Here is a 16,460-nt window from a genome sequence, read left to right on the forward strand (position 1 = left end):
TCCTGACAGGATTATTTCAAAAAAATGCCTGCTTCCTCTGAGAAAACAGGCACTAAAAATTCAATATATTGTATTATCAAATATATTAATGAGAATGAAGTACTTTCTTCGGAAGCTTTCATTAAACGAATTCAGCAGGTTTCCTGACTTACAGATCAACACAGAATCCATCCTTCTCAGCAATATACCAATGGTTTCACTGGATTCTACTCCCTGGTTACAGTGACCGGATCGTTCAGGACTTTCACCTGATTCCCTCTTAGAGCGTGTTGAAAAAATATTCCCACAATCTGCACGCTGTAGCAGACAGATATGTCTGGCACTGAAAACGGATTTATTCAATTCACCTCATTATAGCAGACCGTTATGTCGAAATCAATAGATTTATAGGGTTATTGCTTGTATTTACTGTACCCGACTTCATCTGTGCGGAGAAGTGTTCCATTCTCATCGTAGACACTGCGGTAGGTTTTACAGGTGTTTGGATCGGAATGCTCTGTAGTAATCTCTACCGTATTATTGTCAGTTTGGGTTCCGTAAATGGATACCGTTACGGCTTCCTCTTTTTCATCGTAAGAGGCTTTAATTTTAATTGGATAAGCAGTATTATTCTGAAAACGGAAATCCTGACCTCCCCACACCACTGCTGCGTCCAGACCATCCTCAACATAATCAATTCGGGCAGCGTGATTATGACGCTCAACAATGGTCAGATCAGACTGCAGGCATGCCATAAACAACGTAGTGGAAATCTGGCAGATTCCGCCTCCGATATCCTGGGCATGTTCGCCTCCTACAATTACAGTTGCTTCCCTGTACCCTCGTTCCTCCGTACGTGGACCTAAAGTATCGTTGTAGGAAAAAATCTGTCCTGGCTGAAGTTCCACTCCATCACAGGCTTCCACGGCAAGCTTCAAATTGGCAACACGGTTTTCGGTACCGCCGCCATATGTAGTATAAGTACCAAGAAGATTCAGATAAGGAAGGGCTTCTATCTCTTCTGTAGAAACTTCGGGCAGGGTTATTTCAAGGGGGATGGTAATCTTTGCCCCTTCTTTTGCTTTTTCCAGCTTCTTTGCAGCTGACTTCACATCAAATGAAATTCCGGTAACTGCCGGAATAATTTCATTATTTTCCCCCAGAGAAGCATCTGTGGCATCTGTATGTACTTTTTCATAATAGGATTCCAGATCCAGTTCCTCTGGCGGTGTCTTCATAGTAGGACATTCGATAACAGCTTCATAATCTTCTATGGAAATTGCTTTTAGAATCGCTTCTTTCAGTGCATCCATATCCGGACCGATTCCGGTTTTTCCCTTAGTGATAACCAACTCTGTATCTGTAAGTTCACAGGAAGTCTGTATAGTGGTGGATCCCTTTGAAATTCCAGCATCCTCCAGAAGCTTGTCCAGTTCGTTTTTGTTTCGGGCTTCCGGCATAAGGGTGACTTCTTCCTTTGTCTTGCTGTTCATCAGTTCGATGCGGTCAGTTCCATGAGTAAACCAGGCACCATGTCCAAGAGCATAGGCACTTTCTACAATTGATTTTACATCAAGACCGAGAACAGGATAGATGGATACCTTAAAGTTCTTTCCATTCAGGGTAATGGTCATCTGTGTGTTCTCATATTTTTCCTGAAAATCTTTTGAAATTGCGTCAATGGCTTCCTCTTTGGTCATTCCCTGAATGGCTATGCCGTTTATTTTAAGCTTCTTCCAGATTACATTATCTGTAAGAAAATGACACCACAGCCCATACGCACCTGCCAGAATCAGAACCAGGATCAGAACTTTGATCACACCGTTTTTCACTTGTTTTTTCATGTAATAATTTTACCTTTTGCAGTCTTTTTTAGAGCGTGTTTGAAAAAGGCTTTCTGCAAAATATATCGCAAAGTGGGGCGTGCAGATTGCAGGAATGATTTTTCAAACAGGCTTTAGAACAATGGGGTAAAAAAGCATGTCCGGTTTCCGGTATGGCATGCAGCCCCTACCTGCTCTACTTTTGCCAGAATTGTATCATTATCACAGTCAATAGTCAATGATTTCACATACTGAACATGACCGGAGGTTAGTCCTTTGGTCCAGAGCTCGTTGCGGCTGCGGCTCCAGTAAGTCATTTTTCCCAGCTTCAGAGTGGTAAGGTATGCTTCCTCGTTCATGTACGCAAGCATAAGAACTTCGTCTGTTTTGTAATCCTGCACAATAACCGGAACCATGCCGTCACTGTTTAATTTGAAATCTGACCAGGACATTTTGGACTTTAATTGGTTCTGTTCCATATTTTTAATACTCCTTTATGAAAAATTCTTCTGCAATTATGCCACCTGCTTTCATGCTCAATTCGAAAAGAATGAAAACAAGTGGCATATATCATATCGTCTTAATTGTAATTCTGTTTGTTCTGCCTTTAGAGACTTCCCTTCGTAGAAAGCACATCTGTAATACGAGGATCATAAGCTACCGCCATATCCAGCGCCTTTGCAAAGCTTTTGAACATGGCTTCTGCCATATGGTGATTATTTCCCGGTGTTAGAACCTTAATGTGAAGATTCATGGCTGCCGTATAAGAAATGGCGTAAAAGAATTCCTTCACCATTTCTGTGGACATATCTCCAATTTTTTCACTGGTAAACGTATCTTCGAAGGAAAGATACGGGCGTCCCCCGAGATCAATGGCGCAAAGCACAAGACACTCATCCATTGGAAGGATGCAGCTTCCGTAACGCCTGATTCCTTTCTTGTCTCCAACCGCTTCTTTAATAGCTGTGCCAAGAACAATTCCCGTATCTTCAATGGTATGATGATCGTCAACCTGAAGATCACCCTTCACCTTTATATCCAGATCAAAAAGTCCGTGGCGGGTAAAGCCATCTAACATGTGATTGAAAAATCCCACACCTGTATCCAGACTGCTTTTTCCGGTTCCGTCCAGATTCAGCTTTATGGCAATTTTAGTTTCCTTTGTATTTCGTTCAACAGTAGCTTCTCTTGTCATGGCTGCTCCTTTTTATCTTCCTCTTCAAAGCGGACTGCAATGGAGTTGGCGTGTGCAGTTAGCTGCTCTGAGGATGCAAACTGGATGATGTCCTTGTGGATTTCCTGTAATGCAGACCTGGAATAATATACAATACTGGATTTCTTAATAAAATCGTCAACGGAAAGTGCGGAGAAGAACTTAGCTGTTCCGTTGGTAGGAAGAACGTGGTTCGGTCCCGCGAAATAATCACCAAGAGGCTCAGAACTGTACTCTCCAATGAAAATAGCGCCTGCATTTCGTACCTTCATCATTACCTCAAAAGCGTTTTTAGTGACAATTTCCATATGTTCCGAAGCAATCTCATTCGCTGCTTCAATTGCTTCATCCATATCTTCTGCAATAAGGATATATCCAAAATTCTCCAGAGATTTTTCGATGATCTCTTTTCTGGAAAGAACCTTCAGATAGCCTTCAATCTCTTTCTCTACATTTTGTGCCAGTTCTGTACTGGTAGTAATGAGGATTGCAGAAGCCATCTCATCGTGTTCTGCCTGAGAAAGAAGATCTGCTGCTACATAGTGTGCATTTGCAGTTTCATCTGCAAGGACAAGGATCTCACTTGGACCAGCGATGGAATCAATGCTCACATGTCCATAAACAGCCTTTTTGGCAAGGGCTACAAAAATGTTGCCAGGTCCTACGATCTTGTCTACCTTTGGGATACTTGCAGTACCATAAGCAAGTGCTCCGATTGCCTGTGCACCACCAACTTTGTAGATCTCATCAGCGCCTGCTTCTTTGGCAGCAACCAGAGTGGATGGATTTACTTTACCGTCTTTTCCAGGAGGTGTGGTCATAACGATGTGAGGTACTCCTGCCACTTTTGCCGGCACAATATTCATTAATACAGAAGAAGGATAAACTGCTTTTCCGCCTGGAACATAAACACCTACACGATTTAATGGTGTTACTTTCTGACCAAGCATGGTGCCATTTTCGGTACTGGTAAACCAGCTGTTCTGACGCTGTTTTTCATGGTAGCTGCGGATGTTTACAAGTGCCTTGCGGATAACTTCCAATAAGGATGCATCAACTGCTTTATAGGCTTCTTCGATTTCCTCTTCGGTTACACGTATGGTTTCCGGAGTTACCTCTACTTTATCAAATTCTTTTGTGTAAGAAAAAAGAGCTTCATCCCCTTTTTCTTTTACATTTGCAAGAATATCTGCTACTGCTGCTTCGAACTTGCCGTAATTATTAGGGCTCCGTTTTAAAAGATTTTCCAGGATATCTTTGGTAGATTCTTTTGTTAATCTTACTGTACGCATTGTGATCGATCCTTCCAATTTTATTTTATTCCAGAAAAAACAGTAATTTCAGATTACCTTTCGTAAATCTTCAATCAGCTTACTGATTCTTTCATTTTCCATTTTCATGCTTACCTGATTCACAACCATTCTTGCTGAAAGAGGGCAAACTTCTTCTAACACCTTCAGTCCATTTTCACGAAGTGTGCTTCCGGTCTCAACGATATCCACGATCACTTCAGAAAGACCTACAATAGGTGCAAGCTCAATAGAACCATTCAGCTTAATGATTTCCACAGTCTGATGCTTCTTATTATAGAAATAATCTTTGGCAATGTTTGGATATTTGGTTGCCACACGGATCAGCTGGTTTGAATTCAGAAGGGGTTTTGCACTTTCAGGTCCGCAAACGCACATGCGGCAGGCTCCAAATCCAAGATCCATTACCTCGTAAAGCTTACGGCCTTCTTCCAGGATCGTATCCTTTCCGACAATTCCGATGTCAGCTGCGCCATATTCTACATATGTAGGTACATCTGGTCCTTTGGCAAGGAAAAAATGAAGCTTTAATTCTTCATTTACAAAAATCAGTTTACGGGAATCCTTATCTTTCATCTCTTCGCAGGTGATCCCGATTTTCTCAAGCATGGCAAGGGTTTTGTCTGCAAGTCTTCCCTTGGTAAGGGCAAAAGTCAGATATCTCATAAATCCACCTCACAAACCTTAGTTACTTTCTCTGGGCGAAGGGCTACATTTCTGCCCTGGGCGCGAAGCTCTTTGGCCTTCTGGATTGCCTGGATACGGTTTTCTTTGCGGTAAGTGATAACCGTAACGCCCTCCTCTTCCTCCATTTCGATTTTTTGTCTGGAAAGAGCCATCAGAAGGTTATCTACTACAATGGCAAACCCGATGGATGCAGCAGGCTTGCCGAAATGTTTCATCAGCTGGTTGTAACGGCCGCCTTTGATCAGCGCTTCTCCTGTACCATAGGTATAAGCCTGGAAAATGATTCCGGTATAGTAATGATATTTGCTTAACATTGCAAAATCAAAAGTAACGTATTTTTCATAGCCGTAAACCTTCAGAAGCTCATAGATTTCTTCCAGACGCGCAACCGCCTTTAATGCCTGTGGATTGTCCGTAAGGGATTTTGCTTTTTCCAGAACTTCTGTCGATCCGAACATCTGAGGAAGCTGGGAAAGAACTCTTGCAAGGGATTTATCCATGTTCTTATTCTTTACAAGCTCTTCCACACCAAAATAGTTTTTCTGGGAAATCAGCTCCCGAAGCTCTTCTTCCTCTTCCTGGCTCATGCCTGTCTGGGCAAAAATCGCTTTATAATAATCAACCTGTCCAACGCTTACCTGAAATTCGGTAAGTCCTGTTGCAAGCAGACACTCTACCGTCATAGCCAGGATCTCTGCATCTGCTTCCGGTGAATCATCGCCCATACGCTCAACGCCCATCTGGGTTGTCTCTTTCAATCTTCCGCGAAAGCTGGAATTATTGATAAAAGTGTTGCCTGTATAACACAGACTTACTACTTCTTTTTCAGGGTTAAAATAGGTGGCACAGGCTCTGGAAACGGACGGTGTAAAGTCAGGTCGAAGAACAAGGGTATTACCTTCTCTGTCAAAAAATTTATAAAGCTCCCTGGAGGGAATGGTTCCCACTTCTTTACTAAACACTTCAAAATATTCAAATGTGGGAGTTTCTATATCTTCAAAGCCATACTGATGGAATACACGGTGAAGCTTTTCCTGAAGTTTTTGCTTTCGGCTGCATTCCTGACTGTAAATATCCCGTACACCCTCCGGCGTATGAAAAATTCTCTGCATATCATGTTTCCTCCATGTTGTTTCTTGCTTGTTAATTACATAACACTTTATCACGCTACTACGATAATGCAAAATCAATGTTGATTATAGTGGAATATTCCAAGATTGTCAAGACGAAGTGTTGCGTGGTTACTGTTCACTGGTAACATTCCGCGAGGTGTTTTTTGTGAACAAAGTTCACAGAAAACCCGAGAGTTGCGGCGCGAAATCATGCAAAGCATGATTTCTGTGCATCGTGAAGCGTGTTACTGTAAACGGAGTGAACAGTAACGTTGCGTGTGTTATGGCAACACGCGTGTTTCCAGATCCAATTTTAATCCCTCTAAATAAGGAACCAGAAATCCGCTCTTTTTCGGCAGGTAATACTTTTCATCCAGTTCCTCCCTACGGAAGCTTTTCCGTCCTCCCTCTTCCATCCGTCTCCAGTATACCAAAAGTTCCTGAAAAGGCAGATAATAAAATAGATTCAGCTGACTGAAAAATATAAGAAAAAATGCCACGCCATTCTGTTTTTCAAAGTCCTCCATAAATTTCACCTGGTGAGGATGAATATTTGCCAGAGGAAACGTCTGGGCGCTGCATTCCTTTGCATCAAAGCAGACAGGAATTCCCTGTACTGCACCTATATAGTCAACAGTACTTCGCTGGTCAAAGTATGCCAGAGTAATGTGACGGTTTTCTTTGTCCATGCGTACCGGAGTGATGGGAGTGGGAATCTTCTGTATCAGAGCAAGTCCCTTCTCCCTGTACTGATCGTTTGTTCGGTTTACAAGGTCCTCCAGGGTAGAACCCCGGAGCCCTCTGCTGTTCCATGTCGCCATTCTTACGGTTCCTCATAGCCAAGAAGCTTGATGGAAGGATAATATCTTACAACTGCTTTCCCTACGATCTGGTCAAAGCGGACGAACGTGTTCTTCCAGAAGCGGGAATCCTTAGAATCATTTCGGTTATCACCCAGCATAAAATAGCAATTATCCGGAACGGTATATGGACCGAAGCTTCCCTGCATTTTCTCTGGAATAAAGGAATCATCAAGAGCAGTCTCAGAACCGTCGATGTATACCTTTCCGTCCTTGATCTCAACAGTCTCTCCCGGAAGTCCGATCACACGTTTAATGAAAAGCTGGCTTTCATCATCCGGATATTTGAAAATTACAATGTCAAAGCGCTCGGGATCCTTGACTTTTTTGGAAATCTCATGACCAAACAGATCCAGATTGATACCATATGCAAGACGGAATCCAAAGATACGGTCGCCGGTCATAATAGTCTTCTCCATGGATGGAGAAGGGATTTTTGCGTTGATCAGTACTACATTGTTGATAACCAGGACTATAGCAACTACAATGATGATCATTTTTATATAGTCCCATACTTCATGCCAGATTTTCATATTATTTATTCTCCTCTACGTGTTCTTCTTTCAGGATTTTTTGAAACAGATAAGGCAAAGGGGCCGTGAACTCTTTGCCAGACAGATAGGAAAGACGCCCTTCAATTTCCGGAATTTCCAACCTGTGTGCGTGAAGCAGCTGCGATTTCAGACCATACTTTCTGCGGTATTCATCGTTTAAGGTACGCCTGCCGTACTTGTAATCTCCAATAAGGGGATGACCAGTTCCTGCAAGGTGTGCCCTGATCTGATGTGTGCGTCCGGTGATCAACTCCACCTCAAGAAGGGTAACGGTTCCGTTATCTCCAAGGGGACGGTATCTGGTCTCAATGGGAAGTGCTCCGGATGTTTCCGTTTCCTGTACTGTTACTTTATTACATTTTTCGTCTTTATGCAAATATCCTTTGATATATTTTTCATTTTTTATAACACCATTTACCAGGCAGCGGTAAAATTTGTGAAGGCTTCGATCATGAAACAATGAAGAAAGCTCCTGAAGTCCTGTCAGGGATTTTCCTGCAGCCACAAGTCCGCTGGTATTACGGTCCAGACGATTGCAGACAGATGGGCGGAAGGTATGTAAAGACGCCTCTGTAACCGCTCCGCTTTCCAGAAGATACCCCGTCAGATATTCTACCAGTGATGGTTCCTTATCATCTGCAGGCTGGGAAAGCATTCCCACAGGTTTGTTGATCAGAAGGATATTATCGTCTTCATACATAATATCAAGCTTCTGATGAGCTCTTGCTACAGTTTCCTGTACTCCTGCAAATTTCCCGAAAGTCTCATCTGAAAGGAAAAGCTTTACGTGGTCACCAGTGGAAAGCTTCTCATTTCCAGTGGCCCTACCGCCGTTTAAGGTAATATTTTTCTTGCGGAGCATTTTGTAAAAAAAGCTTTTGGGAGCTTCACGGAGAAGCTTTCCTAAATATTTGTCAAAGCGCTGTCCCGCTTCATTTTCATTAATAATAAACTCTTTCATGCTGGATATCCTCTTAGATACACAAATTCAGGATCACATGCTTCACCATTTCATCTCTGGTAAAATCAGGATATCTTGGATCTGGTGTAAAGCGAAGCCCTTCTTCTAAGGATTCCTTGTGTTCGTTCATAGAATCAAGACGTTCCAGGAAAGGACGAAGCTCTCCAAGAATTTTTACATCTACTTTATAGCCGTTTTTGCGAACCAGTTTCTGGGCTTCTGCAGCCATAAAATTTGTATCTGCTTTCGGATCACTGGTATAACCGACTACAGTATTTCCGCATACTGCAATGGCATCTATGGTGCATTTTTTTTCATAGAAAGTCATATACATCTCGTACGCCATTACAAGATCACCCTGATGCGCATGGATCTTCTTGTACAGGACCGGATCTACAGGCTTTGCCAGATAGACCATGATTACATCTACCACAGCCTTACAGCCTGGAAGAGATCCTACCAGAGCAATGATAGTCCAGATAGAATTTCTGGTACCCAGGTAAATCCACATACTGATGAAAATAAAAACGGGGACACCAAGCATAATGGCAGCAATTATGATCCTGCGCTTTCGTTCACGCTTCAGATATCCGAATTCTCCTTTGTTTGTCTGCATTAGTTTCATGAAAACACTCCTATTTCTGCTTTTTTCTTGTGTGATGATTGCGGATGGTTTTCTTTGGTGCCGAACCATGCTTTGATCCTCTGTTACGCCCGGCATTCTCTGTATATTTGTTGTCGCCATGCTCTTTTCTGACAGGCCGGATCAGACATTTTTCCCCATACCCAACCAGATCCATACGCCCTGCAATTTTCAATCCTTCGAGAACCAGTTCTCTGTTGGCCGGATTCTTATATTGCATAAGCGCACGTTGAATGGCTTTTTCATGGGTGTTCTTCGGCACATAAATCTTTTCACCTGTAAGAGGATGGATTCCCGTGTAATACATACAGGTAGACAGTGTAGAAGGTGTTGGGTAAAAGTCCTGCACCTGCTCCGGAGTAAAGCCAAGATCACGGACATATTCTGCCAGTTTCACCGCCTCTTTCATGGTACATCCCGGATGGGAGGACATAAAATATGGAACGGCAAACTGCTGTAAGCCAGCCTTCTTATTTGCCTTGTCAAATTCCTTCAAAAATTTCTCATACACTTCGTGGGACGGCTTGCCCATATATTTCAGTACCTGATTGGAAACATGCTCAGGAGCTACACGAAGCTGTCCGCTTACATGATATTTGGCAAGTTCATTAAGAAAAGTCTTGTCCGGGTCTGCCAACACATAATCGAAACGCACACCGGAACGGACAAATACTTTTTTTACTTTTGGAAGATCCCGGAGCTTACGAAGAAGAGAAACGTAATCTTTGTGATCCGCGGTCAGATTCTTACATGGCTCAGGAAACAGACAATGACGGTTCTTGCAAACACCCCTGGTCAGCTGTTTCTGGCAGGAAGGCTGGCGAAAGTCCGCTGTAGGTCCACCTACATCGTGGATATATCCCTTGAAATCTTTCTCCTCGGTCATGTGGACCGCTTCTTTCAGAATTGATTCGTGACTTCTGGTCTGCAGGATTCTTCCCTGATGAAAAGTTAATGCACAGAAGCTGCAGCTTCCGAAACATCCTCTGTTGCTGGTAAGGCTGAATTTAATTTCCTCTAATGCAGGAATTCCGCCGTCTTTCTCATACATGGGATGATAGTTTCCCATATAAGGAAGATCATATACATCGTCCATCTCCTCCTGTGTAAGAGGAAGTGCAGGTGGATTCTGGATCACGTAACCCTTTGTCCCGTAGGATTCAGCCATGGTTCCTGCTGTAAAAGGATCTGTATTCTGATACTGGATGGCAAAGCTTCTGGCATAAGCCTGCTTATCCTCCTGTACTTCATCAAAAGAAGGAAGTATGATCGGCTCGTAAGTGCGGGACAGATCTCTGCATTTATAGACGGTTCCTGCCACATAGGTAATTTCGCTGACAGGAATTCCGCTGTCAAGAGCCTCTGCAATCTCAATGATAGAATGCTCTCCCATTCCGTAGGAAATCAGATCTGCGCCGGAATCTATGAGGATGCTGTGCTTCACCTTATTTTCCCAGTAATCGTAATGTGCCATACGTCTGAGGCTTGCCTCGATTCCCCCAAGGATTACAGGAGTTTTCTTAAAAGTCTGACGAATCAGATTACTGTATACAATAACAGCTCGGTCCGGACGCAAACCCATTTTACCGCCAGGAGAATAAGAATCCTTCTGGCGGTGCTTTTTTGCAACGGTATAATGATTTACCATGGAATCCATATTGCCGGCACTTACAAGGAAGCCAAGGCGAGGCTCTCCAAATACGGCAATACTCTCCTTCCTGCGCCAGTCGGGCTGCGGGATAATTCCCACTTTATAGCCCCGGCTTTCCAGAAGGCGGCTGATAATAGCAGTTCCAAAAGAGGAATGATCTACGTAAGCATCTCCTGTCACGTAGACAAAATCTACCTGATCCCAGCCTCTGTCCTCCATGTCTTTTTTTGTAACTGGTAAAAATTGTGACATCTATATTTTTCTCCTATGCACTGTTCATTCTGCAAGGCGTGTTTCAAGAATGGTGTAAACAAAATGGACAGTAACGTATTTTCGGACAGATTTATGAAATACAGCTCTTACCTGGCTGATGTCCGATATTATGGTAAACAGCCTGGGCGCGGTAACCTTCCGCGATAATATCAAGCTGTCTGTGAAAACGCTCCAGCTGTTTCAAATCCTTGGTATGGAAAACACGAAGGAATTCTGTCTGAATTTTGGTAATCTCCCGTTCGCTGGATACGCGGTAAAGATTCTCTATATTATTGAGAATATCTTTTACAAGATTGGACTGCATCTGGGAAGAATTCTGGGCATCCATGATTTCATCGCGCACAGAAGACATTTCCTGATCCAGCAAAATAATAGCATCCGCGGCATTCGTCAGACGCTCTGCCACATGCGGCGGCATGTCCCCTTTATATTTGTACTGAAGGGAATGTTCGATCGTTGCCCAGAAGTCCATAGCCATGGTGCGGATCTGAATTTCCGCCTGCAGCTTCCGGGGACCATTTAATGTTTCTACTGTATAATAAATGATCAGATGAAGACTTCTGTAACCACTCTGTTTCACATGCTTCAGATAATTCTTCTCACTCTTAATGGTCATATCTGACCGGTTTTGAATCAGGGATGCTACTGTCTCAATATCTTCCTCAAACTGACAGATAATACGGATTCCAGCAATGTCTTCTACTTCTTCCTCCATGCGTTCCATAGGAATATGCTTGCGCTGCATTTTCTCCAGAATACTGGATACACTTTTCACTCGTCCGCTTACCTGCTCAATAGGGGAATACAGATCATTTTCTCGATGTTCGCTGATAATGTGTTCAAATTTGACAATCAGTTCCCTGACTGCCAGTTCGTAGGGGCATAAAATGCTTCTCCATAACTGTATTTCCATATAAATCGCTCCTTACAGAATATGGGCATTGTATCATGAAAAATATTCCGCAGTTAAATTTAAGTGTGTCTGCCCATATGTTTAATCATTATAGCATATATTTCAAAAAATTTGTTATCAATAAGTGTATTTTTTTACTTTTTTCTCCATTGCCTGTAAGACATAGTAAGGGTTCACACTCATCTCCCCTTTTCCCTGTGGATTTATGTAGATTCCCAGATGAAGATGAACCGGAAATTTTCCAGACATTCCTTCTTCTCCGTATCCGGTATCTCCCATGAATCCAAGGATCTGCCCCGCTTCCACTGCTTCACCTGTCTGAAAATATTTCTCATAGGATGCAAGATGGGCATAATAAAAATACCCTCCATGAGGAGAACGGATTCCGATCCGGTATCCGCCAAGAGGAAGCCATCCGATTTTTTCTATTCTGCCAGCGGTCATGGAAATTACAGGATAAAATCCGGATTGAGAAACCCTGCCAAAGAGATCGCAGCCTTCGTGCGTCCGGCTTCCACCATAGCTTCGGGCAGCACCAAAGGTGTTTTCATAAAAAATCTCTTTCCATATTTCTCTATCGTTTCTGATCGGAATGGGAAAATTCTCCAGGTCTTTCCAGACAGCCAGATAACAGCTTCTCAGGTCATAATAGGCTTTGGGCTTGAAGCGGAGATATGCTTCCCTGTTCCCGGAAAGATATTTTGGAAAAAATTTTCCATTCAGCATAGTTGTTGTAAGAAGATCGGCAAATTCTCCATCCGAATGTACTCTTTCTTCTAACTCTGCATATAGCGCAGACGACAAAGCCTGTTCCCGGAAGCTTTCTGTAAAACAGATGTCCGGTTTTAACAGGGAGGCCCGGCTTCTTTGCTGAATAAAATTCTGAAGCAAGATAAGCAGCGGCAAAAGAAAAAGAAGAAGGAGTAAATGTTTCCCGGTCTTTCTTTTCATGACATTTCCTCTCTTTAATATATGGGAAAAGATGGATGATTTTTTGTTACCAGCAAATAGTAACGATTTTTTCACCCTCAGATAATATATGGAAAATCAGAAAAATTAGAACAAAAAATCAGCTGCATGGGAAATATTTTTCCAAATACAGCTGATTCGAATGATCAAAGGCTATGGCAGCCACAGTTACTATTTAATGGGGGTATGCCAAAAGCTTTATGAAAAACAGGCTTTTAAATATACATGTAATTATCAGTCTTTCAAATTTTTCAATACTTCTGTCAGATATTCCCAAACTCGTTTCACAGAAGCCATATCAAGGCGTTCTTTGCTGGTGTGGATGTCCAGAATATCCGGTCCAAGAGAGGTGCAGTCAAGGTTTTCCATTCGCTCATAAAAAATACCACATTCCAGGCCGGCATGAATGGCAACTACGTCCAGGTCTTTACCGTATATGTTTTTATAAATTTCTACCATCTTGTCACGAAGAGGAGAAGCTTTACGATACTCCCATGCAGGATAAGCCCCCTCAGTCTCATATTCACCTCCCAGAAATTCTGTCAGATATTGGATTTTATGGGAAAGAGCCTCTTTGGCAGTTCCTACAGAGCTTCGGATACTGGTCTGTACAAACAGTTCATCCCCATACAGCTTCAGAATTCCGGGATTGCAGGAGGTTTCCACCAGATTTTCTATGGTACCACTCATTTTCTTAACACCAAATGGCATGTTCATCAGATAAAAAAGCACTTTTTCCTGGCTGGTGGGATGAAGAACCTGTGCATCCATATCCCCTTCTTCTGTTATCTGAATTGTAATAGTATCATCTGTACCAGTGTATTCTGCCCGGAAATCCTTCTGCATTTTCTTTGCAAGGGAAGTGATCTGAGAAATTTCTTCCGGAAGCACAAGAAGAACCGCTTCGCATTCTTTTGTTATAACGTTGTCCTGCTGACCACCTTCTAATTCTTTTAATGCATAGCCACAGACATGGGAAAGTTCATAAAGGAACTGTCCCATAAGAATATTGGCACTTGCGCGGTTTTTGTGTATTTCAGCTCCGGAATGGCCGCCCACAAGTCCACAGACTTTTACGTTAACTTTTCTGCCGGAAGCGTCCACACGCCGGACTGGCAGATAAGAATTTCCAGCAACACCACCGGCACAGCTTACCCACAGACAGCCCTCTTTTTCAGAATCCAGATTGATCATTCTTCTTCCCTTCAAAAGGCTGCAATCGAATCCGTCAGCGCCCAGAAGCCCCGTCTCTTCATCAACTGTGAAAACAACCTCCAAAGCCGGATGCGGCAAATCTGTACTGTCTAAAAGCGCAAGGCCATAAGCCACTGCAATTCCGTCATCTCCGCCAAGAGTGGTGCCCTCGGCTGATAAAAAGCCATCTTTCACAACCAGCTTTAGTCCATCCTTTGTAAAATCATGTTCGATTTCCGGGCATTTCGCACAAACCATATCCATATGTCCCTGAAGGATGACTGTGGGCGCGTTTTCGTAGCCAGGTGTTGCAGGTTTATAAATCACAACATTATTCATGTCATCCTGAACATATTTCAAATCATGTTCCTTTGCAAAATTCACCAGATAATCACTGATTTGTTTTGTATTTCCTGAACCATGTGGAATACCACAGATTTCCTCAAAATAGTGAAACACATTTTTGGGTTCGAAGTTTTCTAAAATTGCCATATGGGTTACCTCCAAAATTTTATATATGGTTTGTATTTATCTTTTCGGCATTTTGAGACAGAAACAGAATATAAATTTTATATAATGATTTTTTAAACATACTTCAGGCTGCTGAACACAACCTGACTATAACTTCACATGTTGGGCTTTTATTTTAATAACGAGGTCAAAATGAAGAAAAAAATAATCCTGCTTTCTGTTATCCTGCTTTTACTCTTCCTTCTGTGTTACCCGGCCGAAGCTCTTGCTGCGGCAAGAAACGGACTGAAACTGTGGTTGGAGACCTTACTGCCTACCCTTCTTCCGTTTATGATCCTTACAGGAATTCTGGTGCACACAGATTGGATTACAAAAATTTTACAACCAACTGCTCCTTTTTTCAAGGTCGTTTTTGGGCTTTCTCCAGGAGGTGCCTATGTATTTCTTCTGGGACTTCTCACCGGTTACCCTATGGGGGCAAAATTAACCGCAGATTTGTATTATGCTGGAAAAATCAGCCGGCAGGAGGCTGAATATTTGTTAACTTTCTGCAATAATCCAAGTCCGGCCTTTCTTATTACTTATGTGGGACATATCTGTCTGGAGGGAAAATTACATATTGGTTTTCTTGTGAGGATTCTGCTTCTATCAGACATGATCTGCATGTGTTTTTTTCGCTTTACATTCTATAGAAAAAACTCACTGCTTTCCTTTTGTACGCCAAAAACATCTGAGCAGGAATATACTTCTGCCGGGCTTCTGGATTTTGTCATTATGAATAGTTTTGAAACTATGGCAAAACTGGGTGGTTACATTCTTATGTTCTCTATACTGTCCGCTGCCATAAGTCATTTCTGGTATCTTCCGGCACAGGGAAAATATATTCTTCTCGGACTGATAGAAGTTACCACTGGTCTCCATGGGCTCCTGCTGTCCGGGTTTTCTTATTCCCTTCGTGTACTTCTTGCACTGTGTATGAGTGCATTCGGAGGATTCTGTATTATGGCGCAAACAAAAAGCGTACTTGGAAAGGAACTCTCCCTTCATCCGTACGCTTCTGCCAAATGTATGAATGCAGCAGTTACTGCTGCTCTCATACTTATATTCTTATAAACATGATCCCTGCTCACATAAAACATTTATAGAATAGTGTTAGTGAATCACAATCAGATAAAGTCTGCTATATTTCGCGCAGCAAAATTAGTTATCGCCAATCTCGTCCAGAAGAGCTTCATCTTCCTTGGAAGCCTCTGTATCAGCCGGCTGATAAGAGCCGGACATTGCAGCTGCCTGAGCAGTCTGTGGCGCAAGCTCCTGACGATTATGGTTTACAACATCCATGCATGCCTGAAGAGCATCGATGAATCCTTTATATTTGCCGCCAGCATCCTCAAGAGTCTGGGTAAGTACGGAACCGATGTTTGCCATCATGTCATCTGTGTATGTGATCGCGCTGAGACGAATGCTGTTAGCATCCTGTGTAGCGGAATCCAGAATCTCCTGAGCCTGACGATTCGCTGCATTGATAGTCTCGTTTGCCTGCGCATATGCTTTCTGCATGATCTCATGCTGGGTAACAAGCTCCTGAGCTTTATTCTGTGCATCTGCGATCAGTGCATCTGCCTTTGTCTGTGCATCCTCAAGGATGGCATCCTTATTGCTGATGATCTTCTGATAACGTTTGATCTCGTCTGGAGTCTTAAGCCGAAGTTCACGAAGAAGCTCTTCGATTTCTTCTTTATTCACTACAATCTTAGTTGTAGAAAGTGGCTGATATTTACAACTGTCTACATATTCTTCGATTTCTTCAATGATCTGTTCAATTCTGCTGCTCATAGTAAACTCTC

Annotated in this window: 15 protein-coding genes, 1 pseudogene and 1 riboswitch; of the genes and pseudogenes, 1 reads left to right on the plus strand and 15 read right to left on the minus strand. The window is 42.7% G+C overall.

All coding sequences use genetic code 11. The features are described from left to right. Positions 1 to 115: 115 nt before the first annotated feature. Positions 116 to 289: riboswitch (cobalamin riboswitch) on the minus strand. A 103-nt stretch (positions 290 to 392) separates the two neighbouring features. From I2D69_RS13135 to I2D69_RS13200, 14 genes and pseudogenes are all read right to left on the minus strand, one after another. Next, the gene (locus tag I2D69_RS13135; RefSeq protein ID WP_195380021.1) at positions 393 to 1,823 is read right to left on the minus strand and encodes a VanW family protein; all 1,431 of its coding nucleotides are present in this window, start codon (positions 1,821 to 1,823) and stop codon (positions 393 to 395) included. A 119-nt stretch (positions 1,824 to 1,942) separates the two neighbouring features. Next, positions 1,943 to 2,263: pseudogene (gene hisI, locus I2D69_RS13140) on the minus strand (phosphoribosyl-AMP cyclohydrolase); the annotation flags it as partial. 146 nt (positions 2,264 to 2,409) lie between these two features. Continuing rightward, positions 2,410 to 2,997 (minus strand): imidazoleglycerol-phosphate dehydratase HisB, encoded by a 588-nt coding sequence (gene hisB, locus I2D69_RS13145; protein ID WP_173773797.1) that lies wholly within the window; start codon positions 2,995 to 2,997, stop codon positions 2,410 to 2,412. Beyond that, a complete protein-coding gene (gene hisD / locus I2D69_RS13150) occupies positions 2,994 to 4,307 on the minus strand; it encodes a histidinol dehydrogenase (RefSeq protein WP_173773795.1) in 1,314 nt (437 codons plus the stop codon). Before hisD ends, hisB begins: the two co-directional genes overlap by 4 nt. Positions 4,308 to 4,355: 48 nt before the next feature. After that, the gene (hisG, locus tag I2D69_RS13155; protein ID WP_195380022.1) at positions 4,356 to 4,991 is read right to left on the minus strand and encodes an ATP phosphoribosyltransferase; all 636 of its coding nucleotides are present in this window, start codon (positions 4,989 to 4,991) and stop codon (positions 4,356 to 4,358) included. Continuing rightward, positions 4,988 to 6,124, minus strand: coding sequence for an ATP phosphoribosyltransferase regulatory subunit (hisZ, locus tag I2D69_RS13160; protein WP_173773793.1), 1,137 nt, complete (start codon positions 6,122 to 6,124; stop codon positions 4,988 to 4,990). The genes hisG and hisZ overlap by 4 nt, the downstream gene beginning before the upstream one ends. 281 nt (positions 6,125 to 6,405) lie before the next feature. Then, on the minus strand, positions 6,406 to 6,945 hold the full coding sequence (locus I2D69_RS13165; RefSeq protein WP_173771938.1) for a Holliday junction resolvase RecU: 540 nt from the start codon (positions 6,943 to 6,945) through the stop codon (positions 6,406 to 6,408). Positions 6,946 to 6,947: 2 nt separating this feature from the next. Beyond that, complete coding sequence (gene lepB, locus I2D69_RS13170; RefSeq protein ID WP_173716740.1) at positions 6,948 to 7,517, minus strand: signal peptidase I; 570 nt, start codon at positions 7,515 to 7,517, stop codon at positions 6,948 to 6,950. Between the two features lies 1 nt (position 7,518). Beyond that, entirely contained in the window at positions 7,519 to 8,499 is a 981-nt protein-coding gene (locus I2D69_RS13175) for an RluA family pseudouridine synthase (RefSeq protein ID WP_195380023.1), read from the minus strand. A 13-nt stretch (positions 8,500 to 8,512) separates the two neighbouring features. Continuing rightward, entirely contained in the window at positions 8,513 to 9,124 is a 612-nt protein-coding gene (locus tag I2D69_RS13180; RefSeq protein ID WP_173718994.1) for a hypothetical protein, read from the minus strand. 10 nt (positions 9,125 to 9,134) lie between these two features. Then, a complete protein-coding gene (locus I2D69_RS13185; protein WP_195380024.1) occupies positions 9,135 to 11,045 on the minus strand; it encodes a YgiQ family radical SAM protein in 1,911 nt (636 codons plus the stop codon). 91 nt (positions 11,046 to 11,136) lie between these two features. Continuing rightward, positions 11,137 to 11,979, minus strand: a complete 843-nt coding sequence (locus I2D69_RS13190) for a GTP pyrophosphokinase family protein (protein WP_118583092.1) — start codon at positions 11,977 to 11,979, stop codon at positions 11,137 to 11,139. Between the two features lie 117 nt (positions 11,980 to 12,096). Next, positions 12,097 to 12,930 (minus strand): M23 family metallopeptidase, encoded by an 834-nt coding sequence (locus I2D69_RS13195; RefSeq protein ID WP_243243821.1) that lies wholly within the window; start codon positions 12,928 to 12,930, stop codon positions 12,097 to 12,099. A gap of 252 nt (positions 12,931 to 13,182) precedes the next feature. Beyond that, entirely contained in the window at positions 13,183 to 14,634 is a 1,452-nt protein-coding gene (locus I2D69_RS13200; RefSeq protein ID WP_195380025.1) for an aminoacyl-histidine dipeptidase, read from the minus strand. A 171-nt stretch (positions 14,635 to 14,805) separates the two neighbouring features. Between I2D69_RS13200 and I2D69_RS13205 the strand changes: the two genes are divergently transcribed. Next, positions 14,806 to 15,726 (plus strand): nucleoside recognition domain-containing protein, encoded by a 921-nt coding sequence (locus I2D69_RS13205; RefSeq protein WP_173716735.1) that lies wholly within the window; start codon positions 14,806 to 14,808, stop codon positions 15,724 to 15,726. Positions 15,727 to 15,813: 87 nt separating this feature from the next. On the opposite strand, the gene I2D69_RS13210 is transcribed toward I2D69_RS13205, so the two are convergent. After that, the gene (locus I2D69_RS13210; RefSeq protein ID WP_118583101.1) at positions 15,814 to 16,449 is read right to left on the minus strand and encodes an ATPase; all 636 of its coding nucleotides are present in this window, start codon (positions 16,447 to 16,449) and stop codon (positions 15,814 to 15,816) included. Between the last annotated feature and the right edge of the window lie 11 nt (positions 16,450 to 16,460).

The organism is Ruminococcus sp. D54t1_190329_F1 (assembly GCF_015551645.1).
GTDB lineage: Bacteria > Bacillota > Clostridia > Lachnospirales > Lachnospiraceae > Blautia_A > Blautia_A faecis.

Coding starts and splice junctions, on each gene's coding strand:
- I2D69_RS13135 (WP_195380021.1), bottom strand. CDS start 1,823: ATGAAAAAACAAGTGAAAAACGGTGTGATCAAAGTTCTGATCCTGGTT.
- hisB (WP_173773797.1), bottom strand. CDS start 2,997: ATGACAAGAGAAGCTACTGTTGAACGAAATACAAAGGAAACTAAAATT.
- hisD (WP_173773795.1), bottom strand. CDS start 4,307: ATGCGTACAGTAAGATTAACAAAAGAATCTACCAAAGATATCCTGGAA.
- hisG (WP_195380022.1), bottom strand. CDS start 4,991: ATGAGATATCTGACTTTTGCCCTTACCAAGGGAAGACTTGCAGACAAA.
- hisZ (WP_173773793.1), bottom strand. CDS start 6,124: ATGCAGAGAATTTTTCATACGCCGGAGGGTGTACGGGATATTTACAGT.
- I2D69_RS13165 (WP_173771938.1), bottom strand. CDS start 6,945: ATGGCGACATGGAACAGCAGAGGGCTCCGGGGTTCTACCCTGGAGGAC.
- lepB (WP_173716740.1), bottom strand. CDS start 7,517: ATGAAAATCTGGCATGAAGTATGGGACTATATAAAAATGATCATCATT.
- I2D69_RS13175 (WP_195380023.1), bottom strand. CDS start 8,499: ATGAAAGAGTTTATTATTAATGAAAATGAAGCGGGACAGCGCTTTGAC.
- I2D69_RS13180 (WP_173718994.1), bottom strand. CDS start 9,124: ATGAAACTAATGCAGACAAACAAAGGAGAATTCGGATATCTGAAGCGT.
- I2D69_RS13185 (WP_195380024.1), bottom strand. CDS start 11,045: ATGTCACAATTTTTACCAGTTACAAAAAAAGACATGGAGGACAGAGGC.
- I2D69_RS13190 (WP_118583092.1), bottom strand. CDS start 11,979: ATGGAAATACAGTTATGGAGAAGCATTTTATGCCCCTACGAACTGGCA.
- I2D69_RS13195 (WP_243243821.1), bottom strand. CDS start 12,930: ATGAAAAGAAAGACCGGGAAACATTTACTCCTTCTTCTTTTTCTTTTG.
- I2D69_RS13200 (WP_195380025.1), bottom strand. CDS start 14,634: ATGGCAATTTTAGAAAACTTCGAACCCAAAAATGTGTTTCACTATTTT.
- I2D69_RS13205 (WP_173716735.1), top strand. CDS start 14,806: ATGAAGAAAAAAATAATCCTGCTTTCTGTTATCCTGCTTTTACTCTTC.
- I2D69_RS13210 (WP_118583101.1), bottom strand. CDS start 16,449: ATGAGCAGCAGAATTGAACAGATCATTGAAGAAATCGAAGAATATGTA.